The following is a 24896-nucleotide window of genomic DNA, read 5'->3' as shown; positions in this document are numbered from 1 at the left end:
AAAATGGATTATTATTCTTTCTCATTGGTCTTTTCGGAGGTAATAGTTTTGAAGAAAAATATTTTATTGATCCACACAGGCGGAACCATTTCCATGAGCGAGGATACAAGCGGCGCAGTAAATCCTGGCATAAATAATCCTTTGACACAAGGCACTGAACTCCTGTCAAGTATTGCTAATCTTATCATCGAAGAACCCTTTAATTTGCCCTCACCGCATATTACACCAAAAGAGATGATGAGGTTAAAATTCATCCTTGAGGAATATGCCAGAAAAGGCAATATCGACGGAGCGGTGATTACCCACGGCACAGATACACTCGAAGAAACAGCATATTTTTTGGATCTGACTTGCCAGGCAGGCTTCCCGATTGTTGTAACCGGCGCGATGCGTTCCAGCAATGAAATAGGTTCGGATGGTCTTTATAACCTGATATCATCAATCAGGGTCGCTTCGAGCCCGGAGGCAATCGGACAAGGTGTCCTTGTAGTTCTTAATGATGAAATCCACACGGCAGTCAACGTTACCAAAACGCATACAAGCAATATCTCAACTTTTCAAAGTCCGCAATATGGACCGCTTGGCATTGTGACCAAGAGAGGGGTCCTTTTCCATCATACTCCTACGAAGCATGAAAATTATCCTGTGCAGGACATCAGCAAGAATGTGTTCCTGATCAAGGCGCATGCTGGGATGGATTCCTCTCTATTGAATGCCATTCTCAATCTGGAAGTGGATGGTGTCGTTATCGAAGCACTTGGACAAGGAAATCTTCCACCGGCAGCACTTGATGGTGTGAAGAATTTCATCGAGAACAATATCCCGGTCGTGATTGTATCCAGAAGCTTTGCCGGGATCGTCCAGGATGTATATGGCTATAAAGGCGGAGGAAAACACCTGAAAGAAATGGGTGTCATTTTCTCCAATGGCCTTAACGGACAGAAAGCGCGGATCAAACTGCTCGTCGCCCTTGCCAAAACAGACAGAATGGATGAAATTGCTGAGATGTTCATGTTTTAACAAGGCTCTTTTCTTAAACTTAGTTGCTATTGACTACTAAATGGGGTTGAATGGCCTAGTTTTCATCATAAAATTAAATCTATTATGAGAAAAGAGCTTGCACACTTAAAAACGAACAGCAAAATGGCTTTATAGCACGTTAAAATCGGCTTTAAGATTTTAACAATATTCTTTACGAAAACAGCCTTCAACAGCAACATAAATATATGAAAAAGCGGTGCCTTGCATGCAAGCAGGCACCGCTTTCTTTCTGTCTTTCCGCTTTATTATCAAGAGGAGTCCATTCTCCCGACTGGAAGTCAAATATTTCTCTTACTCGATATCGCTTCTGCAATCTGACCGCCGTGGAATCGCCCATTTTCGATGAAAATTTCATTTGCATTGTTCCCGGCCGCTATCACGCCGGCAATAAATATACCTGGTACATTTGTTTCCATCGTTTCTGGGTCAAAGTGCGGCCGACCTGTTTCAGTATCGATTCCCACTCCCATTTTCTTAAGGAAAACATGATCAGGCCGGTATCCAGTCATCGCAAAAACATGATCATTCTTTAAATTCACCGTTTTTCCCTCATGTTCATAAACCACTGTACTGTCAGTGATTTTTTTAACTTCTGCGTTAAACACCATTTCGACTGAGCCTGCTCTTACAAGCGCTTCAAATTCCGGCAGGACCCACGGTTTGATGCTCGGGGAATATTCTGCTCCCCTGTAAAGGACGGTCACTCGCGCTCCGGCCTTCTCCAGCTCGATGGCCGCATCCACACTCGAATTTTTGCCTCCAATAACGGCGACATCCATATCAAAGAAAGGATGTGCTTCTTTGAAATAATGGGAAACCTTGGACAGCTCTTCGCCAGGTATTCCCATGAGATTTGGGTGGTCATAATACCCAGTCGCGATGACGATATTTTCCGCGGTGTATTGCTGTTTATTTGTTGTCACATTAAAAAGGGAATCGCTTTGTTTTACAACTTCCGTCACCTTTTCGTATTTATGGATTCTGAGCTTTTCGCGCTTGACCACTTCACGGTAATATACCAGCGCCTGGTTCCGTTTCGGTTTCAGGTTCTCGGTAATGAACGGCACATCTCCAATTGCCAGCTTTTCACTGCTGCTGAAGAATGTTTGATGAGTAGGATAATTATAAATTGCGTTCACGATATTTCCCTTTTCGATGATGAGCGGATTCATTCCCTTTTTCTTCAGGGCAATGGCTGCAGCAAGTCCGCACGGGCCTCCGCCAATTATGATGACATCTTCGTTATTCATATATGGAAACACTCCTTATCACTCTAACTGATCAATCGGAAAATAAAAATCTCCCATCATTAAATGATAGGAGATTTTATCTTCAGATTCAATGAAGAACCCTTTCTTTCAATTATATTAGATCCAGCCCCTGAATCTGCTTGCTTCTGCCATCTTTCTGACTCCGACCATGTAAGCAGCCAGGCGCATGTCTACTCTGCGTGTTTGGGCCGTCTCATAGATGCTGTCAAAGGATTTCACCATAACCTTTTCGAGCTTCTCTTCGACTTCATCTTCTGTCCAGTAATATCCCTGGTTGTTCTGTACCCACTCAAAGTAAGACACAGTTACCCCGCCAGCAGATGCAAGAACATCGGGTACAAGCAGGATGCCGCGCTCTGTAAGGATCTGGGTTGCTTCCAATGTTGTCGGTCCGTTAGCAGCCTCAACGACGATGCTTGCCCTGATATTATGGGCGTTTTCTTCTGTAATTTGGTTTTCTATCGCAGCTGGAACGAGAATATCACAATCAAGTTCCAACAATTCTTTATTTGTAATGGTATTATTGAATAATTTGGTTACTGTTCCGAAGCTGTCGCGACGGTCAAGCAAGTAATCGATATCCAGTCCATCCGGATCATGGAGTGCGCCATAAGCGTCTGAAATGCCAATGATTTTTGCACCGGCATCATGCATGAATTTGGCTAAGTAGCTTCCGGCATTACCAAATCCCTGTACGACTACTCTTGCACCTTCCAGTTCGATGTCTCTTTTCTTTGCAGCTTCACGGATACAAATCGTGACCCCTTTTGCAGTTGCCGATTCACGACCATGTGATCCACCGAGTACCAGCGGCTTGCCTGTAATGAATCCTGGAGAGTTAAATTCATCTATACGGCTGTATTCATCCATCATCCAAGCCATAATCTGAGAGTTCGTGAAAACATCAGGCGCGGGGATATCCTTAGTTGGTCCTACGATCTGGCTGATTGCTCGAACATAACCCCGGCTCAATCTTTCCAGTTCCCTGAATGACATGTCGCGAGGATCACAAACGATCCCGCCTTTACCTCCGCCATAAGGCAGATCGACGATGCCGCATTTCAAACTCATCCAGATTGATAAGGCTTTGACTTCTTTCTCCGTTACGTTTGGATGGAAACGTATTCCTCCCTTTGTTGGACCCACTGCATCATTGTGCTGCGCCCGGTAGCCAGTAAAGACTTTAACAGATCCGTCATCCATTCTGACAGGGATTTTCACTGTCATCATCCTGAGCGGCTCCTTTAAAAGCTCATAAACCTCATCAGGGTATCCGAGTTTTTCCAAAGCCTTGTGAATAACAGTTTGTGTAGATCGTAAGACGTCATGTTTGTCTTCTTTATTTGGATTTTCATTACCGTTTGCGGCTACCATTGATAAACCTCCTAAATCACTTTTGCGGATGTTGTCTGCTTTCATGGATTAGTATACACCTTTGGTTATTTTATGCAAGAAGAAAAAATCCGTTTTCAGCATTTTTTGACCATTAAATGAAAACGCTACCATTCAAGCCCTTATCACGATTGACCCCAACAGAATTGACTGAATTATAAGACATTCCATAACGGCGAAGGCAAGAAAAAAGCCGAAGCTCTTTCCATCATTATTAAAAATAATGGACTAGAGTTTCGACTGCACGTTCCTCCATAATTTCCTTCCCATATTCGAGCAGTCTGTGGATGCTCAAAATGGATGGAACTCCATACTCAGCCAATAAAGATACCGTCTTCTCTGCATCTTCAGGCAAGATTCCATTCATAAGCAGATAGTACTGATCATTCATATAGTACAGGCTGCCTCCGGTAATTCCAGCCTGCATCAATCTCTTGGCCAGCTGGATAACGTCCTCGATGTTCTCGAATTGAAACAGAATCTCTTCGCTTCCATCGACCGTTACCTGCATTTCAATGATCCCATCTTCAAACTGTTCTTCGTCTTCATCCTGTTCAATCATCGTGATAATCATGACCATTCCTTGTGCATGCAATGAGAAAATTTCCACTGCAACTGATCCGATGATGTCCAAATCGAATTCCTCGCTGGCCTCCTCGAGCATATCGTGAAAAAGCTGGTGCCATTTCAAAGAATCCTTCCAAATATCCTCTTTGGTCAACCCTCGGTCGGATAAGTCATCTATCGTAAGGAATATCTTTATTTTATTGGTGGTTAATCGTTCCAAGCGCATAAATCATGCCCCCTGCCATCGACAAAGCTCTTATTTTAGTTTATGAAAATAATGCAGGTTGGTGAGTTATTTCAATGAATCGATGCGCTTTTTCAACCATTTCTCCCACTCCGCCCTTGCGATCCCTACAATGCATTCCTGATGTTCTTTCCGCAGCTCTTTAGGCATAGAATCAATTGCTATGCCACCGAGACCGATGTGAAGGTCAGGATAATTCTTTTTTATGATCCCGGCAAGTTCCAGGGTTGCTTTCCTGTTTTCCTCCAGTGTGCAGGATAAGAATAAGAACCTGGGTTTCACCTTATCCAGCACTGTTTCAAGATCATTTTCGGCAACACTTGTGCCAAGGAAGATAACCTCGAACCCCTTTCTCCTGAGGTACATTGTATAGATCAGCAAACCCAGTTCATGTCTCTCCCCTGGTCCGCATACAGCAATTGCCTTGGGAAGAAACGAACTATGCGGAAATGAACTAGATAATCCTTCAATCCTTGAACGAAGAAACGAAGAAGCAAAATGCTCATGTGCAGTCGTTATACTCCCCTCTTCCCATAAATCGCCTACTTTAATCAAAATTGGTCCTAATAAATCAATGACCGTTTTATCAATCGTAAAAATACTGAAGGCCTGGTTAATCAATTCATGGGCTTTTGAACTATTGAACTCTATAAGTGCGGTTAATATCTGGTCCCGGATTTCATCCAGCTTGTCCCTTTTCTGCGGTTCTGCAGACTCTATTAATGGCGAAGTGTTCTCAAGCAGGGAAACAGCCTGGCTGATCGTGAACCCTTGATTAACTTTGGAAATCAGCCATCGTAGAGTCTTTAAGTGTTCTTCCGTATACAAGCGATGGCCGGATTCATTTCTGGCAGGAGCAATCATCTGGTATCTTCTCTCCCAGGCCCTTAATGTCCCCGGCTGGATTCCAAGCATAGTGGCTGCTGCTTTAATATTGTATTTTCCTGTGCTGTTCCCCATCATATAACCTCCGTATATACCTGTCCTACCGATTATATCAGGGTCCATATTTCGCTGTGAAACTTCAATCTGCCGGATTAGGGTCTGGTGCCAATGTTATCAGATGGGTTTCAGCTTTTGCTCCGAGCCTGAATGGAACTCCTGTCGTGCCATACCCATTGCTGGTAAGTACGGTAACGCCATTTTTCTTTTTTATGCCGCCTAGCTCATAAGGGCCAAATCCAAAAATCCTTATTTGCCCTCCATGTGTATGGCCGCTCAATACAAGGCTGATCTCGTCATCTGGATTTAGGCTGTTGGCGATCGCGGGATTATGGCTTACAAGAATGCGAAATCCTTCGTCTTCAGCATCACGCACAGCCAGATCCAGCCTGCTTTTGCCAAGACCGAAATCATCTATGCCTAAAAGATACAGGACATCACCAGCAGCAGATTCGAATTTAACCGCAGTATTGTCCAGGACCTTTACGCCGGAATGATATAAAAGAGAGTCCAGTTCATGGGAATTGAATTCGTAATCATTGTTTCCCCAGACAAAAAATACGGGACCTACCGTTTTCAGTTTCTCGAGATTTACAGAAACCCTTTCCAGCGGAACACCTTTTTCCGCAAGGTCACCCCCGATGATGACGAGGTCTGGCTTTCCTTTTACTTCATTAATGATTGAATCTGAAATAATCCGCTTATGGATATCCGAAATAAAAAAGATTCTTACAGTACCAAAGCTTGCCGGAAAATTCTTCAGCCTGATTTCCTGCTTTAAAACTCTGTCCTCAAATGCCTGCTTATACATATATAGTAGAAGGAAGCTGCCAAAAAGCAGCATTCCCAGTAGAATATAAATGATCTCCATCTCTTCCTCCTGCAAATACTAAGTCTGGCCGTTTTCTTTGTTCTCAGTTGAGCTAAATGACATCATACCATAAAGCAAACAGAAAACGAAAAAAATAGCTGTCTGCCACCACCCCAGTGGAAACAGCATAAAAAAGCAGCCGAAACAGATAATTGCCAGGGTGATATCCGCAACCGAGCCTTCATCTCCCTTTACGATATTCTTGACTGCTAAAATGCCGTCCCCGATCAAGCCGCCCATTGAAAACATGCCGATTGCCAGCATCATCGAGCCAGCAAGGAACCCGAAAGGATTTAAAATGGACTCACTCACAAATTCTTCAGAGTGGAGAGGAATGACAGTTGTCATCCAATTGATCACAAGGTAACCAGAAAGCAGTCCGATTACCAGCCTGAACACTTTCCAATGCATACAAAAACCTCCCATACTCAATGTATGAAAGGCCCTTGTCTTTATTTCCGTATGGAAAATCAAACTTCGTGGATGTCGAGAATCCGGAATCCGGAATCCTCCAGCTTTTTGATAAACTTGTCAATATTGTCTTTCTTTTCGATTTTCATGACGATCCGACGGACAAGCTTGTCTGTCTCATCGAAAGTGACCAATGAAATGATATGTTCATGGAACTGGTGGGCAATATCAGCCAGTCTAGCGATTCTTCCCTCTGTTTCAACAGATGTGAATGCAATCCTGACACCCTCCCTATGTACTCCGAATGCACTCTGGAATTGGTCCAGAGCATCAGAGCGAGTTACAGCTCCCTGGAATTTCTCATTTTCATCGACAACTGCCAGAAGCGGGATATCCTTCAATTTGACGAGTGTGCTTTCAAAGATCTCGATGCCATGGAGGATTTGATCCTGAAGGCAAAGTATATCCCCGGCCACCTTCTTTTGAAGGAATTCGTCCCTCTCTCCACCTGTCTTGAAGTATTCCTGGTAAATGCCATATCTTGTGACGACACCAGCATATTTGTCACCATCCAGAACCGGAACACCATCAATTTCATTCCCATCGAGCTTTTCAAGCACATCTTCCAGTGTATCACCCAATTGCGCAGTAATACATTTGTACTTTGGTATCATAATACTTTTAACAAACATTCCATTCACCTCAAATTTAAAGTACTGCCATACCTTATATATTTCTGCATATCTATAAAAATCCCTTCTATAAGAGATAAATTTAACATGAAATGAAATTTTGCTCATAAAATGAAATGAAGTTTATATAGAGGAGGGCTTAGCTTGTCATCATTCAGAAGAGTTTGGTACCCGTACGCCAGTCCCTTCGATCCTTGTCCGCCTATCAAGGCGAAAACGTATTCCACACCACCGAATCTATTCCTGGGCTTTCAGCCGCCCAATCTTGAACAATTCACTCCAATGCAAGCATTGAGGACAGGAACACTGTGGAAGGTTTTCTATGATCCCTGGTATTCACCATATGAAGCTCCAAGGGAGGAGGACCACTCATGAAACAATTGCCGAAGGAATTTTATGCGGCCATGGAAGAACTTCAGGCGGTAGATTTTGTTCTCGTTGAACTTACCCTGTATCTTGATACCCATCCTGAGGATTATGAAGCCATCAACCAGTTCAACCAGTTCGCTAAAGAAAGGCGCAGATTGAAAAAGGTCGTTGAAAGCATGTATGGACCTCTCCAGCAATATGGCAACAGTTATTCTGGTTATCCATGGAACTGGTCAGACGGTCCGTGGCCCTGGCAAATTTAAACTCAACTTAGGAGGGGGTAAGGAAAATGTGGCTTTATGAAAAAAAATTGCAGTATCCTGTAAAAGTAAGCACCTGTAACCCCATGCTCGCAAAATTTCTGGTTGAGCAATATGGCGGAGCTGACGGTGAATTGGCTGCGGCACTCAGATACTTAAATCAGCGTTATACCATTCCTGATAAGGTAATAGGATTATTGACTGATATAGGTACAGAAGAATTCGCCCATTTGGAAATGATTGCGACAATGATTTACAAATTGACCAAAGACGCTACCCCTGAGCAGATGAAACAGGCAGGACTTGATGCCCACTATGCAAATCATGATAGTGCTCTTTTCTACCATAATGCTGCAGGAGTGCCTTGGACAGCATCCTATATCCAGGCAAAGGGCGATCCAATTGCCGATTTATATGAAGATATTGCCGCTGAAGAAAAAGCTAGAGCCACTTATCAGTGGATTATCAATCTGAGCGATGACCCTGACCTAAATGATGGTTTGCGGTACCTTCGGGAACGTGAAATCATCCATTCCCAGCGTTTCCGGGAGGCAGTGGAAATCATCAAAGAGGACCAGGGCAAAAAGAGAGTTTTCTAAACAGGACTGAAGCATCCGAACTGGATGCTTCTTATTTATTTTCATGGTAAAGATTGATATCAAATTTCTTTTTCATTATTTCGAATACAATATGCCTGTTCTTCCATTCCTCCTCTTTCTTCCATAAATCCTTGCTGCGATCAACGATTTCACATCGCAAAGCCTGGTATTCTTTCTCGGCTTTTTCACGCTTCTCCTTCAACAAGACCATCAGTCCATACGTTCCTACCGTCAGAATGAGGAAATATAGATTTGCAGAATTCTGTACATAAACAGAAAAAATCTCGGCGAATGAATAAGAATATGGCTTCATCACCGTTATATAAAGATAGTAGAAATAAATTGAGATCAATCCTATCGTTGCCCATACGGATAAAAGATGTCTTGATTTATATCGTTCGAACTTTTTCTTCCGGTCTATTACATTTTGCAGCATCCTTTTAGTCGCAGGATCCGTACGGTCATTCAGATTCATGATTTCCTGTTCCATGGCAAGCCCTCCCCTTATTAACATTTTTATGAACTTGTCCATAAAGATATGTTGTTCAGCCAAAAAAATCATCAGCCTCTTGATTCCTTCTAGCTGGAAAATAAAAAAAGCCAGAAGTTTTCACTCCGGCTAATTTTTAATCGGTATTTTAAGAACTTGTCCTGCCTCGATTTCATTTCCCTTCAGATTGTTCGCTTTCTGGATGATTGGGATCCCATCCTGTGACTTATAATAGGTCATCGCCACTCTGAATAAAGTTTCACTCGGTTTTACTGTATGATAGAGGATCGTTTCCCCGCTTGCTGCCTCTCCTTGATCAGAGCTGGATGAAGACGCAGGGGCTGCCTGTTCATCCTTTTGTTCGGGAGCGTCTGTCGATTGACCCACCACAGTTTCCTTCTCTCCATCCGCGCTGGTCGCATCCGTTGAGTCCTTGTCGCCTTTATTGGAAGTTGCAGGTGAAGGTGCAGCAGCGACTGCCTCGATTTCATCTGTAGATTCAGAAACTTCTTCGAACACGGGTGCGGCCTCTTCTTCTTCTTCCTGATTCGTGTCTTTCCCATCTTCTTTACTCTCTACATTGATCATTTCCACTCCGGCCCGCTCAAGCGTTTTATTCAATGGCCCCTCTTTACCATCCAGATAGGAAAGGATGCTGAAAAAAGAAATGGGCAGCAAGATGAAAAACAACGCCATCAGCCTGATCACCGGGTATTTAACTTTCACTTTTGTTTTCTTCTGTTTTTGTCTATGGATCTCACTTCTGGGTGGCAGTGCATCCTTTTTCTCAACTTTACTCTCAGACTTGCGTTCTACCCTTTTTCTCAGCCGCTCCGCCTGGTCCCTGATCGGTTTTTCCCTATTCACTTTCTGTACCCCCATTTGCTGCATAAGTCCTGAATTTTATGATCAAACCTAAGATGAAATCAATAACAAAATGCATGACGATGGTCACTGCCAGGTTGTTCGTGACCATATAAATATAGCCAATCAAGAAACTCAATAAGAAAATATTAGTAAACAAAAACCAATTGAACAAATAACGGTAGTGCACGACTGCAAAAATAATGCTCGAAATAATCAGACCTGTATTTGTCTGAATGACTCCCCGAAAGAGGATCTCCTCACTGGCAGCAACCAACGCTGCGATCAGCATGATCTGGAACACGCTTTTATTCCTGAATATTCTTTCGTTCAGCCCTCCATCGTCATAATACGATTTCGGCAGATATTTCATAAGGACGAGGTCCAGCGCCACGACTGCCGCGCCGGCCCCTAAACCGTACGTCAATATATTCCAATCGTCCCAAATGAATAATTCCGTGAATTCTTTTATACTATCAAACAATATCATACCCAAAATGGACGAAATCGTTAATAGTAAAATTTGCGTAGCTGCAAGATGGAAAAGTAGTTCCTTTTCAGTAAGACCCGCCACAGTTTCCTTATACCGATCTTTCATTCTATCCGCTCACTTATCAATAAAATTAAAGCCAAATCACGCTTCCAATCCATCACAGTTTCCTCATGTTCAATGGATGATTTGGTTTCTTTATAAAGCTCCATATTTATACCACAGGTGCTGCAGCAATTCTCGGGCTTTTCTGCCAGTTCTTCATTGAATGTTTCCAGGATAAATGCCCTTTTGCATTCCTTTGTCTGAATCCATTCAAGCATACTCCTGATCTTCTGCTTTTTCACGAGTAAACGGTTTTCAATTAATTGCATCATATTTTCCAAATCGGCCTTATAATTTACATTCTCAAGATTGACCAGGTACTCTTCGACAATCCTCCATTGTATCTCTGTGAATCCGCACAACATTGATAGCTCTTCTGCCCGCTGAGACAAACCATGGTAAGGTATTTGATGTTCGACTAGAAAGCCGAACAATCGCTCCACCTGGTACTGATCTGGCAGCTCGGCTTCGGCAAGCTGGTACGCCAGCTGCTCATCACCTGGAGAATAGAGCAAAATGGCGATTGAATCCAAGCCATCTCTTGCAGCTCTGCCGATTTCCTGAAGGTACGATTCAATTTGCATTGGCATGTGAAAATGGATGACATACCGTACATTGTCTTTATTGATGCCCATGCCAAAAGCGCTGGTGGCACAGACGACATCAAGCTGGCCATTGATGAACTGCTGCTGGATCAGGACTCGGCTTTCTGAATCAAGCCCTCCATGATAGGCCATGACATTTTTGCTGCCCTTCTCCCTCAAATGTGCGGCTGTTTGCTCAGCCACTTTTTTGCTTGAAAAATAGATGATCCCGGGTCCTTTTAAAAATTTCACCAGCTCAGTTGTCCTCTCCAGCTTTTCCTGGAATGACGATACATGGTCCAGAGTGAGCGAAATCGATGGACGGTCCACTGAATAGACTACCTCATTCCATTTCTGAAGACAGAGCTTTTCAGCGATATCTCTGCGAACTTCCTTTGTGGCAGTGGCTGTTAATGCAAGTGTCAACGGTTGTCCCAGCTTCTTGCGATATTCTCCAAGCTTGAGATAATCAGGCCGGAAATCATACCCCCACTGCGATATACAGTGGGCCTCATCCACAACGAAAATGGACACAGACAGCTTCATCAGGCGCTCCAATACCGAATCAATCCCCAGCATTTCAGGAGATATGAAGATGTACTTGAATTTTTCAAGTTGTTCAAGTGCCTGGGCCTTTTGCCGGGGTGACAGGAACGAATTCATGGCAATCACTCTTTTTTCACCCATGGCCATCATTTGCTCAACCTGGTCCTGCATCAGCGAAAGTAGTGGTGAAACAACCAAAACAGGCCCTTCCAGCAGGTAACCCGGCAATTGGTAGCATAGTGATTTTCCTGTACCTGTCGGCAGCATTGAAATTGTATGTTTTTTTCCCATAACAGATTCAATTGTTTCACGCTGTCCCGGGCGGAAATCAGCGAAATGAAAATATTTAGCCAGATAGTGTTTCAGTTCCATTCGGCATCACCATATTTAGCGAGAACAAGCCTGATTTCAAAATAAGAGGCATCAGCCACGCGTTCTTTGATTTGTTTCAATTTTTTTGCGGAATTCTGCTGTGCAGCCAGCAAAATTCTTTCCAGTTTTCCAGCTGGAACATAGCGTTCTATATCAAATTCCTTTATTGTAAGCACAATCTCTACAATATGATCTTCAATCGTGCTTTGTTTAAGATTCCTGACAACGGCAATTTCATCAAGGCTATAGCCCTTTTGCAGCAATTTATACGTTTTGTCAGTTGAAAGCGTCAATGGCACCTCGCGTTCTGCCTTGTTCAACAATCCGCTCAGCAGCGGATATACAGATGGGCTTTCGAGAAGCCTGTCGAACATGGCATGCAAACAATTCAGGAACTCATAATGATAATGAGCCGGTTCCATGCCAGTCCGTTCAGATGCCTGCATGATGGTCAAACCGATTTTCTTGAAGCCGGTCAACCTTAAAACGACTAATTCAGGTTTGGTCCCCTCATTCTCCAGTGCGGAAGTAAGTTCTTCATACAGCCTTTCAGCCAGTATATAGCGATCTTCATTTTGCTGTTTGATATATCGCTTTACCCAGCTAAGCGTTTCCGGCTTATTCCGGACGGGGATATAGGACCGTTCTTGATTGATTAGGTTCGAACTCACCTGGATGAGCAGCGTCAATCTTTCCCAGAAAGGCTCGGTTACCTGATGGTATTTCCAGCCATTTAAAAATTCAGGAAGCGGACATTGAGATAAATGCTGTTCAAGCTCCTCTTCCCCTCTGGATGTTAATTTGACTTTCGTTTCTGCCATCTCTTCTACCAGGCCTCTGCGCTTCAGCCTTCCGACCATTTTTTCCAGTCCATCCCGGCTAACTGATGGATATGTAGAGAAATACGGAGTGATTTTATAAAGATGAGCATCCTGGATGGTCTGTGATGAGCGTTTGCCCTGTAAAAGGTGAAACAGCGAATAAATGGTTCTCTCACCATTGATTGTTTTCAATATCGACAAAACAACAGACTCCAAATAGGTTATCCCCATACTATCACCCTTGAAATTAATGCCAATGATGGCTAAAAACATTTTTCTATCCCATTTGCCTGCCTATTTTTGGGTAAAAATAAACATAGCGTAGGGAAAAAATCCCTATCCTGCTATAGCAGAAAAATATTATAGCTTTATTTTAACATGAAAATGTCCAGCAGAATGTTTTATTTTCAGCGCAAAATCCATTCCACGCCTTATCTGATAAGCATTCTCAATACTTTTTTTATTGAAATGTTGGCGATACAGTTTTACAATAGATATGAGGAATACGTTTTCACTGATATTGGTGAAAACAGCATATTATTGTTAAACACTTGGGAGGAATTATATCATGGCTAAGTACACGATCGTTGACAAAGAAACTTGTATTGCATGCGGAGCTTGCGGTGCAGCTGCTCCAGATATTTATGATTACGATGATGAAGGCATCGCTTTCGTAACACTTGATGAAAATGAAGGTATTGTTGAGATTCCTGATGTATTAATCGACGACATGATGGATGCATTCGAAGGCTGCCCAACCGACTCAATCAAAGTTGCTGATGAGCCATTCAACGGAGATGCAACGAAGTTCGAATAAGATCATACATAAATTCCCGCTTAATAAGCGGGAATTTTTTATTTTGACTGAGAAAATTAAACACTTTAAAAACCAAAAAGCAACGGTGCAGGCCGTTGCTTTATATCATCAAAAATATATCAAGCACTCTTATAGTTTTGCTGTCTTTCAATCCATGTTTTCATTCTCGTGAACATCAGCATGAATACGATAGACATCATCAAGCCTTTTACGAAGTTGAAAGGCAGGATACCTGCTACAATAAACTGTTTTGTTTCTGGACCAGACATTGCCGGCATATTCAGGAACAATGTGTAGGCAGGCAGGAATACATAGTAATTAAGGACACTCATCAGAATGGCCATGCTGACTGTCCCTGCCACTAAGGCAAACGTCATTCCTTTTTTAGTTTTTACCCGCTGATATAGATAGTAAGTTGGCAGAATGAATAAAACTCCTGCTGCGAAGTTGGCGGCATGGCCAACTGGCACTCCAGTTTCACTGCCTGTCATGAAATAATCAAGGATATTCTTTATAAGTTCTACTAAAATACCAGCTGCCGGACCGAAGATCAAAGCAGCAATCAATGCAGGAATATCGCTGAAATCGACCATCAAGAATTTTGGAAACGGCGGCAGCGGAAAATTCAGCAGCATCAAGACATAAGATATACTGCTCAACATTCCAATTGAAACCATTGCTTTTACACTAAATTTTTTCATTTTCCTCTCTCCTTATAGAGATCCATCTCACATAAAGAAGAAAGATTCAGCATTCACATACCCATAGACAAATAAAATCCCCCAAGTTTTATGCTTGAGGGAGAATTGACTAAGGCATGCTTAATAAACGTTCAAACCTGCATTTTTTGAACGTCTGCAGAACCTCCATCTTCTCCCATCCAGACTATACTGTCGGCTTTGGAATCGCACCAAATCCTGCCTAAAAGGCTCGCGGGCTTAGAGAAAAAATCACTCATTACCGCCGATCGGGAATTTCACCCTGCCCCGAAGATAGACCATATTTAATTAACATGTTTATTATACTGAAAAAAAGAATTTTTGTGAAGATGTTTGCTTGTGACGTTTTTATGTCACCACCAAATTAATCCTAATCTCCTTTCTGACTGAATATGATGATGGAAAGCCTGCAAAATTCGGAAATTTAGCCTTAAATCCTGATAGCGACTTCTATTTAAGAGAGCGTTTACATTATATTTAAGAACATTTAGTGCATTTGACAAAAGAATATTCGTCTTGTAAAATAATCAGAAAATTATTTTTATTTACATAAAGGAGTGAGCAAAGATGTATCAGGTGTTAGCTGCTGATTCAATCAAAGAACAGGGCTTGCAGCCATTGCTGGAATGGAAGCATGCACAGGTGCATACAGGGGGAATTGATTCCGGCCTGGTCAGTTTAGAAAAAGTCGACGCGTTATTGGTAAGAAGTGCGACAAAGGTAACGGCCGAACTGCTTGACTCCATGCCTTCACTAAAAATCGTCGGACGTGCAGGTGTCGGTGTGGATAATATAGATATTTCCGCAGCGACGAAAAGAGGAATTGTCGTCGTCAATGCCCCTGATGGAAATACAATCTCCACTGCTGAGCATACTTTTGCGATGATGGCAGCATTGATGAGGAATATCCCTCAGGCACACTCTACTGTAAAAAATGGGGAATGGAAAAGGAACCAGTTCATCGGAAATGAACTCCACAGTAAAACATTGGGAATCATCGGCTTAGGAAGGATTGGATCCGAGCTTGCCAAAAGGGCACGGGCTTTTGGGATGTCCGTGAAGGTGTTTGATCCATTTTTAACGAAGGAACGAGCCGATGTCTTAGGCGTACAATTATCCACTTTCGACAACGTTCTTCAGGAAGCGGATATCATCTCCGTCCACACACCATTGACAAAAGAAACAAAAGGGCTTCTTAATGAAAGGACTTTGAGCCAGACTAAGAAAGGGGTCTATCTCCTCAATTGCGCCAGAGGCGGAATCATCGACGAGATGGCCCTCGCCCACTTTATCGAAAATGGCCACGTAGCCGGTGCTGCCCTCGATGTTTTCGAAGTCGAACCTCCAGGGGACCACCCTTTGCTTAAATTCGATTCCGTCATTGTCACCCCACATCTTGGTGCCTCAACAAAAGAAGCACAGTTGAATGTCGCTACACAGGTTGCCAGGGAAATCCGGACTTTCTTTGAAAATAAACCTGTTGCCAACTCCATTAATCTGCCAGCGATGTCTAAAGAAATCTATGAAAAAATACAGCCTTTCCACCAGCTGGCAAAGGAAATGGGGAAAATCGTCTCGGAATGCCACAATAAAGGCGTCAATGAATTGACAGCCACCTATTCAGGGACTGCTGCAGAACTGGAAACCACCTTTTTGACAAAAGCACTGCTGGCAGGTTTTTTTGAAAATCGAATCGATGTGAAAGTGAATGAAGTGAATGCGATCCATATCGCGAAAGAGCGTGGAATCATGGTCGGGGAAAAAGTGACAGGAAACTCGTTCGGCTATGCAAACACCGTGACCGTCACAGCACGCGGAGACGGAGAAACTTTTACAGTGAGAGGAACCTATATTGAAAACTATGGCCCCAGGATTGTCAGCCTCGATGGGTTTAATATCGATTTCCATCCATCAGGCAATCTGCTCTATATCCAGCATATGGACCGTCCTGGTGTAATCGGCCATGTAGGAAGGATACTCGGCGACCATGACGTGAACATCGCAACCATGCAGGTTGGCAGAAAGGAAGCCGGCGGAGAAGCCATAATGGTCCTATCCTTTGACAAGCCGCTTTCGAATGATATGATCGCCAAGCTTGAGTCACTTCAGGACATCGTTACAATCAATAGCATCATTCTTTAAAAATACTAAACAGGCCTCGAATCTGAATTGGAGGCCTGTTTTTATTCGCTCGTTAATCATGACTAACCCAGCGGAAAAGCTTTTCGTTCTCCTTTGGAAAAAGTCATGATTTCTTTATAGCCAACCTCTTTCGCAAGCTCGAGGGCCTGGTCAAAATCAGCACCAACATGTTCGGGGACATGGGCATCGGATGATAGGACAATCGGAATTTTTTTATCAAAGCACATTTGCAAAACCCTTTTATCCGGATACAAAGTCTGAGTAGGTTTCCGCAATCCGGCAGTACTTATTTCCACGCACGTCTTTGATTGCGCAAGTGCTGTTGTCGCCCTGTCATACTGCTCCAATAGAAAACCTTCATCCTCAGGGACATAGTTAAAGATTTTCACAAGATCTATATGCCCAATAATATCAAATAAATCGGACTGTGCCAGTGTCACGACCTGGTCAAAGTATTTTCGGTATACTTCCTTTACGTCTCTTTTATCCCATTCTTTTCGATATTCTGCGAGGTCAATCCCAAAATCACCGATCCAATGAATCGATCCGATCACATAATCAAAATCGTAGCCTTTGATGAAACGTTCCATTTCTTCATGTTTGCCTGGGGTGTAATCCATCTCAATGGACATCTTCACGTCAATTTCATTTCTCCAGGCTTCTTCAAAAAGACGAACATAATCAGCCATATCATAAAATCTTCGCTCATCCACCCAGCTATTTCGCAAAATATCCGCTGTTTGATAAAAGTGATAGGCATGTTCTGATATCCCGAAATGCTGAATTCCTTTCGAGCTGGCTGTATCCGTAAACTGCCTTAAATAGTCCAGTGTCAATGTGCCTCTTTCCAGATGATTATGATAATCCGTCAGCATTGTCCCCATCCCCTCCCGCGACTCTTTTCCCCATTATACTTTCAAGTGATGACAGGAACAAGAAATTGCTTAGCGGGTATTCAATATTTGCTGCGGCTGGATTGTGTCCGTTGTCAAGTTATTCAATGCTTTCAACTGGCTGACAGTTGTATTCGTCTTCCTGGCAATTGAAATCAAGGTGTCACCGGAAACTACGACATACCGATTGTCAGCAGATTTCCCAATGGCTAAAACCACACCACGGGATATTTGATCGCTATCAAGCTGATTGCTATGCTTGATTGAATCTACAGATGTATGGTACATTTTCGCGATTGACCAAAGAGTTTCCCCAGCTTTCACTGTATGCTTTATTTCAGGCTGCTGAGGACTGGCTTTCGCAGACTTATGTTGATTCTTGTCCTTAGATTCAGCTTTCGAACTGCCATGCTGATCATCATTAATTGCAATATCATCTGCCAACCGCAACCTGGCGACTGTTTCCATTGTCACTTCTTCCACCTTCGCCATCGCCTCAACAGGCTCCCCGACAGAGGTGTCTCCTAACGCCAAAACAGGATCGACGGCATTTTCTTTTTCATATGTCCATTTTTCCTTATGGATTTCAAAGTGGAGATGGACACCTGAGGAGTCTCCCGTATTGCCCATAAGGCCGATAATATCTCCCTGTTTGACAGCCTGTCCTTCCTCAACATTCCTTTTATTCAAATGTGCATAAACAGTTTCCAGGTTGTTATCGTGCTTAATGAATACAACATGACCGTATGAACCTGAATAATAGGATTTTGTAACGATCCCCTTATCAACACTATGTATAGGTGTTTTGAACCCACCTGCGATATCAATTCCTTTATGGTGGCCATGTCGTGTTCCGTACAGGTCTGTAATGACCCCTTCCGCCGGCCATACCCAGTCTGAAGTCAGTTCTGGTATATCGAGCATTTCTGCCTGAGAGTGCTTTCCGCCAAGAAACAGCAAGCTGATACAGAGTGCCATTAACCCGGCAATGAGCAATCGCTTTATATAATCCTGCATTTTCTTCCTCCTTAACTTTTTACTCCCTTTCCATCCCTATGACAGCCTGTACGAAAATAGAACTGCGGTATGGAATAGCAGCAGCTAAAAAAGCACATTCGTTATAATTGGTGGTTAGCTGCTTTTTTATGCAAAAGAAGGAAAATTAGTTATTTAGTCTAAAAACGCAAAAAAAGAAAGACCTGCATGGCCTTCCTTTTTTAAAAAAATGCTCAGCTGTTTTTCTAAAAACAGCAGCAGTTTCAATTATTCACTTTCAATCTGCTTCTTGTTTGGAGCGAGTGGCAGCGGCAGAACTTCTTTCAAATCGAAAGGCCCCAGCTGGTCAATGTTTGCATTGGTAAACCTAACACCTTTATAATCAAACTCGCTCGCCGTCATCAAGATCGCCTCTAAATTTGGCATGAAATCTTCCTGGAGCTTTGTATCATCAGTTAAGGTGATTTCGAGCACTTTATCATTAGATTCAGTCTTTGCAAGCTTGAAATTCTCCGGAAGTGAAGGTGAAAGATAACCAATCTCATCTCCCTTCCACATCTCCTTAAATGCATCTCCAATTGATTTATGCTGTTCTTTTGTCGGAACAAGGTATGGATTTGGCATCCCTTCCACTGTCAAAAACAAGTATGCTCTTCTCTTTGTTGCTTCTGTATTTAGCTGAAATTCTTCCTTTGATCCATAGTTCCCCAACTCAATCCCCGGGTTCCCCTCTGTTGTCAGGACCATTTTTTCTATGCCAACATCCGAGAAATTTTGTGTCATCGAATCTACAAACATGACCTCTGCAGCACTACCATATCTATATGGATGATTTTCCTTCACATCCATCGTCAATGTCTTTGTCGCTTTATCATAGCTCCAGGAAGCATCCATTGGGTAGTAATCCGTCAGCCCCCAGTCCTCTTCGTTAAGCTGTGGCATTGTTTCTGTATAGCTCTCGATCCAGGATTTACCTGTTTCTTTAGCCTTTGTTACCGTAATGGGGACAACAGCCTGCGCCTGCTGGTCAGGAATCGCAAAGGTGAAGATATCTGAAGTCTCGGTATCAAACTCGTCTGGATAAACAGAAATCAGCCCGTCATATGGATTGGCTTTATTCATTGCGGCAAATTCTTCAGCCTTTTCTTTTCCGTCTGCTGAGTCCCTCATGAGGGTGTTTTCCTTCTCAACCTTTGCTGAATCATCCCCGATTGCAGTATCCATTTCCATTGATGAGTTTTCTTCCTTAGCAGAACTGCTGTCCATGCTTTTTTGTTCAGAATAGTTGTTTCCCATCAATCCCGGGGAGAGAATAAAGGCGAGGAAGAGTACTGCTGCGAGAGCCGCACCTGGAATGACCCATGTAGGCATTTTCTTTCTTTTTTCCACTCGATGGGCGATATTCTGATAAATGTCACGAGAGTCGCGATGATCTTTTATCTTTGGCATCTGGCCGAGGAGATCTTCTAGCTGCTTATCGCTTAGCTGTGACTTTTTCACTAGTCATCCCTTCCTTTTCAATCATTTCTTCCATAAGCTTTTTCAGTGTCTTCAAAGCACGGTGCTGGGTCGTCTTTACCTTGCTTTCCGTCCACGCTAAAGCTTCGGCCGTCTCGGAAATCGTCAGTTCATGTATATAGCGCATGATGATGACCATTCGCTGGTCGACTGTGCATTGATCGAGGCACTTGTACATCAATTGGATTTCTTCACTTTGAAGCGCCATTTCCTCCGGCAGCGGCTGTTCATCCCTTACCTGCCGTGCAGACATATCAAAGGTTTCTAGCAATCGCTGCTTCCAGCCCTTCTGTTTTCGGAAATGATCGATCGCGACATTCTTCGCGATTGAAAACAGCCAGGTTTTTTCGCTGCTTTTCCCCTCGAACCTGTCATAAGCCTTGAGAACACGGATGTATACTTCCTGAACAAGGTCCTCTGCCAGTTCCCTGCTTTTCACCATATAAAATAAAAATTGAAAAACGTCATGATGATATTTTTGATACAATTCATCAAAAACGGAGTTCATAGGTCTTTTCGCCTCCGCATTCATTAGATTAGTCGTAAAACAGATAACAAAGTTTCATATTAACTATATTATTTTTAGATTGGAAATGAAAGGGTTTTTCCGAGGAGAATTGTATTTGTCTTTTTAGTGAGTGGATGAATACATGACGGACACTTTTTCATGATTTTTCGCTATTTCTGTCCGTCATGACCTTGATGAGGGACACTTTTCGATGATTCTTCGCTATTTCTGTCCGTCATGATTTTGATGACGGACACTTTTCGATGATTCTTCGCTAATTCTGTCCATCATAGCCTTGATGACGGACACTTTTCCTTGATTCTACACTTTTTCTGTTCATCATCACTTTGATGAGGGACACTTTTCTCCGATTCTACTCAGTTTCTGTCCGTCAAGAGGACAGTATCCCCGTCGTTAAGAAGAATGCGCTAACACCAGGAAAACAACTAATCGAAAAAATCTGAAGAAAATACAAAGAGGCTGCCCCTAACCTGATGTGGTTCGGGACAGCCTCTTGAGGGAACGATCAATGTTCCTTGTGAATCAAGAATAGTCGGCAAGTTATTCGATATTTCGAGGGATGAAAAAGGAAAATGTCGTACCTTGTCCTAGTTTGCTTTTTACAGAGATAATACCTCGATGTGCGTCGATGATATTTTTGGCGATAGCCAGTCCGAGACCCGTTCCGGAAACTCCCCGTGTCCTTGACTTGTCACCCTTGTAAAAGCGTTCGAACAGGAACGGCAAGTCTTCTTCAGGAATGCCTGGCCCCTGATCGCTGACTTCGAAATACAGGCCGCGTTCACCGGTTCTGCATTTGATTTCCACCGATGCAGAATCCGGCACATGCCTGATTGCATTATCGATTAAATTGGTCAACACTTGCTCGATTCTGTCGGGGTCAAAGCGGAAGTGTCGTTCCTCTGCTTCCATTTGCGCTGACAGATCAATTCCTTTATCCTTCGCCAGACCTTGGAACTTGCGGATGACCCGGTTGATATATGGTTCCAATTCGACGGACTCCACATTAAGCAGGATATGTCCTGCTTGCATGCGGGCTAAATCGAGGAGTTCATTGACGAGACGGCCCATTCTGAGGGACTCATCGTAAATGACTTTAGCCATTTCCTTCTTCTCATCATCTGTCTGTGCAATATCATCGACGATTGCTTCACTGTATCCCTGCATCATCGAAATCGGAGTGCGCAGTTCATGTGAAACATTCGCGATAAAATCTTCCCTCATTTTGTCGAGCTTTCTTTCCTCGGTCATGTCCCTTACTACGGCGACAGCACCACGGATGAAACGTTTATTATAAAGAGGACTGACAATGATGACCCATGTCCTTCCCTGGGCAGTGATTTCGCCAACTTGTTCTTTCTCCGTATTGACCGCCAGCTGGAACAATTCCATGACTTCGGAAGGGACGGCATCTGTATTCTCTGATACAAGCCCTTGCTCATAATACCAATATCTCAGAAAAATCTCCGCAGGCGGATTCGTAATCAGGATGGTTCCATCACGATTGAAAGTGATGACCCCATCCGCCATCGAGCTAAGGATGCTTGTCAGCTGTTCTTTTTCCTGGCTGAGGGCGTTCATGTTGAATTTCAGCTGCCGGCCCATCTGATTGAAGGCTGTGGCCAATTCGCCAATTTCATCATGGGTTAGGATTGGCACCTTAGTGTCAAACTTCCCCCTTGCGACTTCAAAGGCTGCCTCCCTCATTTTTCTTAATGGAGAAGTAATCCTTGTTGAAAGAAAGAAAGCAAAGATGGTCGTAAGGACAATCGCTACACCTGCTGCAAGCAGGATGAATTTCGTTGTCAGGCGTGTCGTTTCTTCCATGACCGCTAAGGACTGATAAATAAAGACAGCGCCGTTTCCTTTTTCATACTGATGCAGCGGTACTCCAATCATTAAATACTGGGTATCATCTGCCTCATTGGAAACACCGGGCAATGATGTAATAATGTCCACTGTCTTGTCTCTTTCGAACACTTTAGAAAGATCTTTGTCTTTTGTAAAAAAGGATATCGGCACATGAGCTGCTTCCTCACTGCCGGGAGAATAAAAATACGTATTTTGATCCCTGATGACCGTTACTCTTGCACTGTCATCGACCATTTCCCAGGCGATTTCAAGACCTAGGCCTTCTTCGTTGCCAGGGTGGTCTTCGAGCACCCTGGCAATTTTTTCAGCCGTATTGGTCATATCCTTACGAGTCTCATTAATATGATAGTTTTCAAAGAATTCCATCAGCATGACTGTCAGGATGAACAATACGAAAGAAACGAGCAAGAGGATGGTAATCCAAAGCTTACCTACTACGCTTCGCCAAAACATCATTCATTGACTACCTCGAACTTGTAGCCAACCCCCCAGACTGTCACAATCATTTTAGCAGCCTGTTCAGATACTTTGTTCAGCTTCTCACGCAATCTTTTTACATGCGTGTCTACAGTACGCAAATCACCAAAGAATTCATAGTGCCATACTTCCTTCAGCAGCTGCTCACGGTCAAATACCTTATCCGGGGCTTTTGCCAGGAAATACAGCAATTCATATTCCTTCGGTGTCAAGCTTACTTCCTTGCCATCTGCTAAAACCCTGTGGGCATCATTATCAATGGTTAAATGAGGGAAAACAATCACATCTTTAGCAGTTGTTTCAGTCTGCAGATAGCTTGTGCTCGAAGAACGTCGCAGCATAGCCTTGACACGCAAAACAACCTCACGTGGGCTGAATGGTTTGACAATGTAATCATCCGTTCCGACTTCGAAGCCCTGGACCCTGTTCACTTCCTCACCTTTAGCTGTAAGCATGATGACAGGAGTTGACTTCTTTTCGCGGAGATCACGGCAGACCTCGATTCCGTCTTTTCCAGGCATCATCAAATCAAGCAGGATGACGTCATAATCATTTGCAAGCGATTTCGCCAGTGCTTCATTTCCGTCTTCTGCTTCATCAATTATATAGTTCTCTCTTTCAAGATACATCTTCAATAATCTTCTGATTCTTTCTTCATCATCAACTACTAAAATCTTCACTTCTTTTTCCATAAGGTATATCCCTCCCTGCGATTATTTTACATAAACAAGAGTATTCTTTCCATGCTTTTTTAAAAAAGGCCTTCACTAAAAACAGTGAAGGCTGTCATTATTTTGACACAAATCAGGAACCTGCGTATGAATGCAGTCCTGCAATAACAAGGTTAACCGCTACAAGATTGAACATGATGATGATAAAACCGATGACCGCCAGCCATGCTGATTTTTCTCCATGCCACCCTTTTGAAAGGCGCAAATGAAGGAACGCTGCATAGAACAGCCAGGTAATTAGTGCCCAAACCTCTTTCGGGTCCCAACCCCAGAACCTTGTCCAGGCAATTTGGGCCCAGATCATCGCAAAAATCAGGCCGCCGAGCGTAAAGACCGGGAATCCGATCAGCACGGAACGATAGCCGATTTCATCGACAAGATCCAGATTGATATTCTTCGTCCAAGGCTGCATGGCAGCGGCTACGCGCTTGCGCAGGATAAGTCTTATTAAAGCATATAATACTATACCCGCTGCGAGTGACCAAATAACCGTATTCAATTTCTTGGCACTGATGATGGCAGGTGTCTCGAACACTGGTTCAAGACGATTCTTGTCAGTAAGTTCATACTGATGAGGTCCAACAAGGGCAGGAATAGTGTATTTCTCTGTCGCAGGCTGTCCCTCTTTGTTTACATAGTTGAAGTTCGCTGAATAATCAGTTGCTGCAAAATAGCTTGATACAAATACAAAACCAAGAGTACTGATCAATCCAAACAAGACAACTTCCAGCCAGATGTTACTTTTGGTTCTCTTCGTCTGGTCGACACTTTTCACAAGATAAATCAGGCCGGCAGCAAAACTCACTGCCAGGATTGCCTGCCCGATCGCTGTAGTAGTTACGTGAATATGAAGCCAATAACTCTGCAATGCCGGAATCAATGGTGTGACATCCCTTGGGAACATGCTTCCATAAGCGATGATCAAAGCCGCTACCGGCAATGTGAACAAGCCCAGCAATGGCGTTTTATACATGAAATAAATGATGATGAAGGCTCCTACCAATGACATGCCGAAGAATGTCGTAAATTCGAACAGATTGCTGACCGGCGCGTGCCCGGATGCAATCCACCTTAAGATGAAGAATGTCAACTGGGAGAGGAAACCCGCAATCGTAACAATGATTCCAATCTTAGCCCATCTATTTGGGACACCTTTTTTATCAGCATGTCTCTTATCCTTGATCGCTCCCCCAAAAAACAAAATACCGACTAAATAGAGGATAAAAGCTGTAAACAGAAAGTTCGAACTTAACTCAACCATTATATTCCCT

At 43.2% G+C, this 24896-nt stretch carries 26 protein-coding genes and 1 riboswitch; of the genes, 6 read left to right on the top strand and 20 right to left on the bottom strand.

The genetic code is table 11. The annotated features are described in order from the left end of the window. The first annotated feature begins 48 nt into the window (after nucleotides 1–48). Nucleotides 49–1020 carry an asparaginase gene (locus J7E38_RS01670; protein WP_483297153.1) on the top strand — a complete coding sequence of 324 codons (972 nt, stop codon included), beginning with the start codon at nucleotides 49–51 and terminating at the stop codon, nucleotides 1018–1020. 299 nt (nucleotides 1021–1319) lie between these two features. Here J7E38_RS01670 and J7E38_RS01665 read toward each other — a convergent pair whose 3' ends face one another. The 7 genes from J7E38_RS01665 to J7E38_RS01635 all read right to left on the bottom strand — a co-directional run bounded on the left by J7E38_RS01665 (nucleotide 1320) and on the right by J7E38_RS01635 (nucleotide 7431). Then, nucleotides 1320–2291 (bottom strand): YpdA family putative bacillithiol disulfide reductase, encoded by a 972-nt coding sequence (locus tag J7E38_RS01665; protein WP_214707304.1) that lies wholly within the window; start codon nucleotides 2289–2291, stop codon nucleotides 1320–1322. Between the two features lie 117 nt (nucleotides 2292–2408). Then, nucleotides 2409–3686 carry a Glu/Leu/Phe/Val family dehydrogenase gene (locus tag J7E38_RS01660; protein ID WP_214707382.1) on the bottom strand — a complete coding sequence of 426 codons (1278 nt, stop codon included), beginning with the start codon at nucleotides 3684–3686 and terminating at the stop codon, nucleotides 2409–2411. Nucleotides 3687–3918: 232 nt separating this feature from the next. Further along, nucleotides 3919–4497: a genetic competence negative regulator gene (locus tag J7E38_RS01655; protein WP_214707306.1), complete on the bottom strand. Its 579-nt coding sequence runs from the start codon at nucleotides 4495–4497 to the stop codon at nucleotides 3919–3921. Nucleotides 4498–4563: 66 nt separating this feature from the next. After that, entirely contained in the window at nucleotides 4564–5475 is a 912-nt protein-coding gene (locus tag J7E38_RS01650; protein ID WP_215038071.1) for a MerR family transcriptional regulator, read from the bottom strand. 64 nt (nucleotides 5476–5539) lie between these two features. Beyond that, nucleotides 5540–6328, bottom strand: a complete 789-nt coding sequence (locus J7E38_RS01645) for a metallophosphoesterase (protein WP_214707310.1) — start codon at nucleotides 6326–6328, stop codon at nucleotides 5540–5542. Nucleotides 6329–6346: 18 nt separating this feature from the next. Next, entirely contained in the window at nucleotides 6347–6739 is a 393-nt protein-coding gene (locus tag J7E38_RS01640; protein WP_214707312.1) for a hypothetical protein, read from the bottom strand. Between the two features lie 59 nt (nucleotides 6740–6798). After that, a complete protein-coding gene (locus J7E38_RS01635; RefSeq protein WP_214707314.1) occupies nucleotides 6799–7431 on the bottom strand; it encodes a CBS domain-containing protein in 633 nt (210 codons plus the stop codon). Nucleotides 7432–7575: 144 nt separating this feature from the next. Between J7E38_RS01635 and J7E38_RS01630 the strand changes: the two genes are divergently transcribed. The 3 genes from J7E38_RS01630 to J7E38_RS01620 are packed head-to-tail and all read left to right on the top strand — an operon-like array spanning nucleotide 7576 to nucleotide 8659. Beyond that, complete coding sequence (locus J7E38_RS01630; protein WP_214707316.1) at nucleotides 7576–7806, top strand: spore coat associated protein CotJA; 231 nt, start codon at nucleotides 7576–7578, stop codon at nucleotides 7804–7806. Next, complete coding sequence (locus J7E38_RS01625; RefSeq protein ID WP_214707318.1) at nucleotides 7803–8063, top strand: spore coat protein CotJB; 261 nt, start codon at nucleotides 7803–7805, stop codon at nucleotides 8061–8063. The genes J7E38_RS01630 and J7E38_RS01625 overlap by 4 nt, the downstream gene beginning before the upstream one ends. 26 nt (nucleotides 8064–8089) lie before the next feature. Further along, entirely contained in the window at nucleotides 8090–8659 is a 570-nt protein-coding gene (locus tag J7E38_RS01620) for a manganese catalase family protein (protein ID WP_214707320.1), read from the top strand. Between the two features lie 31 nt (nucleotides 8660–8690). Here J7E38_RS01620 and J7E38_RS01615 read toward each other — a convergent pair whose 3' ends face one another. The 5 genes from J7E38_RS01615 to J7E38_RS01595 all read right to left on the bottom strand — a co-directional run bounded on the left by J7E38_RS01615 (nucleotide 8691) and on the right by J7E38_RS01595 (nucleotide 13204). Then, the gene (locus tag J7E38_RS01615; RefSeq protein WP_214707322.1) at nucleotides 8691–9149 is read right to left on the bottom strand and encodes a YpbF family protein; all 459 of its coding nucleotides are present in this window, start codon (nucleotides 9147–9149) and stop codon (nucleotides 8691–8693) included. 129 nt (nucleotides 9150–9278) lie between these two features. Continuing rightward, a complete protein-coding gene (locus tag J7E38_RS01610) occupies nucleotides 9279–10016 on the bottom strand; it encodes a LysM peptidoglycan-binding domain-containing protein (protein WP_214707324.1) in 738 nt (245 codons plus the stop codon). Beyond that, nucleotides 10009–10611, bottom strand: coding sequence for a CPBP family intramembrane glutamic endopeptidase (locus tag J7E38_RS01605; protein ID WP_214707326.1), 603 nt, complete (start codon nucleotides 10609–10611; stop codon nucleotides 10009–10011). Before J7E38_RS01605 ends, J7E38_RS01610 begins: the two co-directional genes overlap by 8 nt. Further along, the gene (locus J7E38_RS01600) at nucleotides 10608–12110 is read right to left on the bottom strand and encodes a RecQ family ATP-dependent DNA helicase (RefSeq protein WP_214707328.1); all 1503 of its coding nucleotides are present in this window, start codon (nucleotides 12108–12110) and stop codon (nucleotides 10608–10610) included. The genes J7E38_RS01605 and J7E38_RS01600 overlap by 4 nt, the downstream gene beginning before the upstream one ends. Continuing rightward, on the bottom strand, nucleotides 12101–13204 hold the full coding sequence (locus tag J7E38_RS01595; RefSeq protein ID WP_214707330.1) for a YpbB family protein: 1104 nt from the start codon (nucleotides 13202–13204) through the stop codon (nucleotides 12101–12103). Before J7E38_RS01595 ends, J7E38_RS01600 begins: the two co-directional genes overlap by 10 nt. A gap of 295 nt (nucleotides 13205–13499) precedes the next feature. Here J7E38_RS01595 and J7E38_RS01590 point away from each other — a divergent pair, with 295 nt between their 5' ends. Then, complete coding sequence (locus J7E38_RS01590) at nucleotides 13500–13748, top strand: ferredoxin (protein WP_023627496.1); 249 nt, start codon at nucleotides 13500–13502, stop codon at nucleotides 13746–13748. A 119-nt stretch (nucleotides 13749–13867) separates the two neighbouring features. On the opposite strand, the gene J7E38_RS01585 is transcribed toward J7E38_RS01590, so the two are convergent. Beyond that, on the bottom strand, nucleotides 13868–14449 hold the full coding sequence (locus J7E38_RS01585; protein WP_214707332.1) for an ECF transporter S component: 582 nt from the start codon (nucleotides 14447–14449) through the stop codon (nucleotides 13868–13870). Nucleotides 14450–14612: 163 nt separating this feature from the next. Then, a riboswitch (FMN riboswitch) is annotated at nucleotides 14613–14746 on the bottom strand. Between the two features lie 288 nt (nucleotides 14747–15034). On the opposite strand from J7E38_RS01585, the gene serA reads away from it, so the two are divergent. Further along, on the top strand, nucleotides 15035–16609 hold the full coding sequence (serA, locus tag J7E38_RS01580; RefSeq protein ID WP_214707333.1) for a phosphoglycerate dehydrogenase: 1575 nt from the start codon (nucleotides 15035–15037) through the stop codon (nucleotides 16607–16609). A gap of 62 nt (nucleotides 16610–16671) precedes the next feature. Here serA and J7E38_RS01575 read toward each other — a convergent pair whose 3' ends face one another. The 7 genes from J7E38_RS01575 to ccsB form a co-directional block, all read right to left on the bottom strand. Further along, on the bottom strand, nucleotides 16672–17484 hold the full coding sequence (locus tag J7E38_RS01575) for a histidinol-phosphatase (RefSeq protein ID WP_214707335.1): 813 nt from the start codon (nucleotides 17482–17484) through the stop codon (nucleotides 16672–16674). Nucleotides 17485–17553: 69 nt separating this feature from the next. Further along, nucleotides 17554–18519, bottom strand: a complete 966-nt coding sequence (locus tag J7E38_RS01570; protein ID WP_214707337.1) for a M23 family metallopeptidase — start codon at nucleotides 18517–18519, stop codon at nucleotides 17554–17556. A gap of 246 nt (nucleotides 18520–18765) precedes the next feature. Then, on the bottom strand, nucleotides 18766–19998 hold the full coding sequence (locus J7E38_RS01565) for a hypothetical protein (protein WP_214707340.1): 1233 nt from the start codon (nucleotides 19996–19998) through the stop codon (nucleotides 18766–18768). Next, the gene (sigX, locus tag J7E38_RS01560) at nucleotides 19973–20524 is read right to left on the bottom strand and encodes an RNA polymerase sigma factor SigX (RefSeq protein ID WP_214707342.1); all 552 of its coding nucleotides are present in this window, start codon (nucleotides 20522–20524) and stop codon (nucleotides 19973–19975) included. Before sigX ends, J7E38_RS01565 begins: the two co-directional genes overlap by 26 nt. 561 nt (nucleotides 20525–21085) lie before the next feature. Continuing rightward, nucleotides 21086–22873, bottom strand: coding sequence for an ATP-binding protein (locus J7E38_RS01555; RefSeq protein ID WP_214707344.1), 1788 nt, complete (start codon nucleotides 22871–22873; stop codon nucleotides 21086–21088). After that, nucleotides 22870–23586 carry a response regulator transcription factor gene (locus J7E38_RS01550; RefSeq protein ID WP_079509602.1) on the bottom strand — a complete coding sequence of 239 codons (717 nt, stop codon included), beginning with the start codon at nucleotides 23584–23586 and terminating at the stop codon, nucleotides 22870–22872. Before J7E38_RS01550 ends, J7E38_RS01555 begins: the two co-directional genes overlap by 4 nt. A 112-nt stretch (nucleotides 23587–23698) precedes the next feature. Beyond that, entirely contained in the window at nucleotides 23699–24886 is a 1188-nt protein-coding gene (gene ccsB, locus J7E38_RS01545) for a c-type cytochrome biogenesis protein CcsB (protein ID WP_214707346.1), read from the bottom strand. Nucleotides 24887–24896 lie beyond the last annotated feature (10 nt).

Source organism: Bacillus sp. ISL-35 (assembly GCF_018613355.1).
GTDB lineage: Bacteria > Bacillota > Bacilli > Bacillales > Cytobacillaceae > Mesobacillus.
The sequence above is the reverse complement of the archived record's forward strand: the minus strand, read 5'-3'. Positions and strand labels throughout refer to the sequence as shown.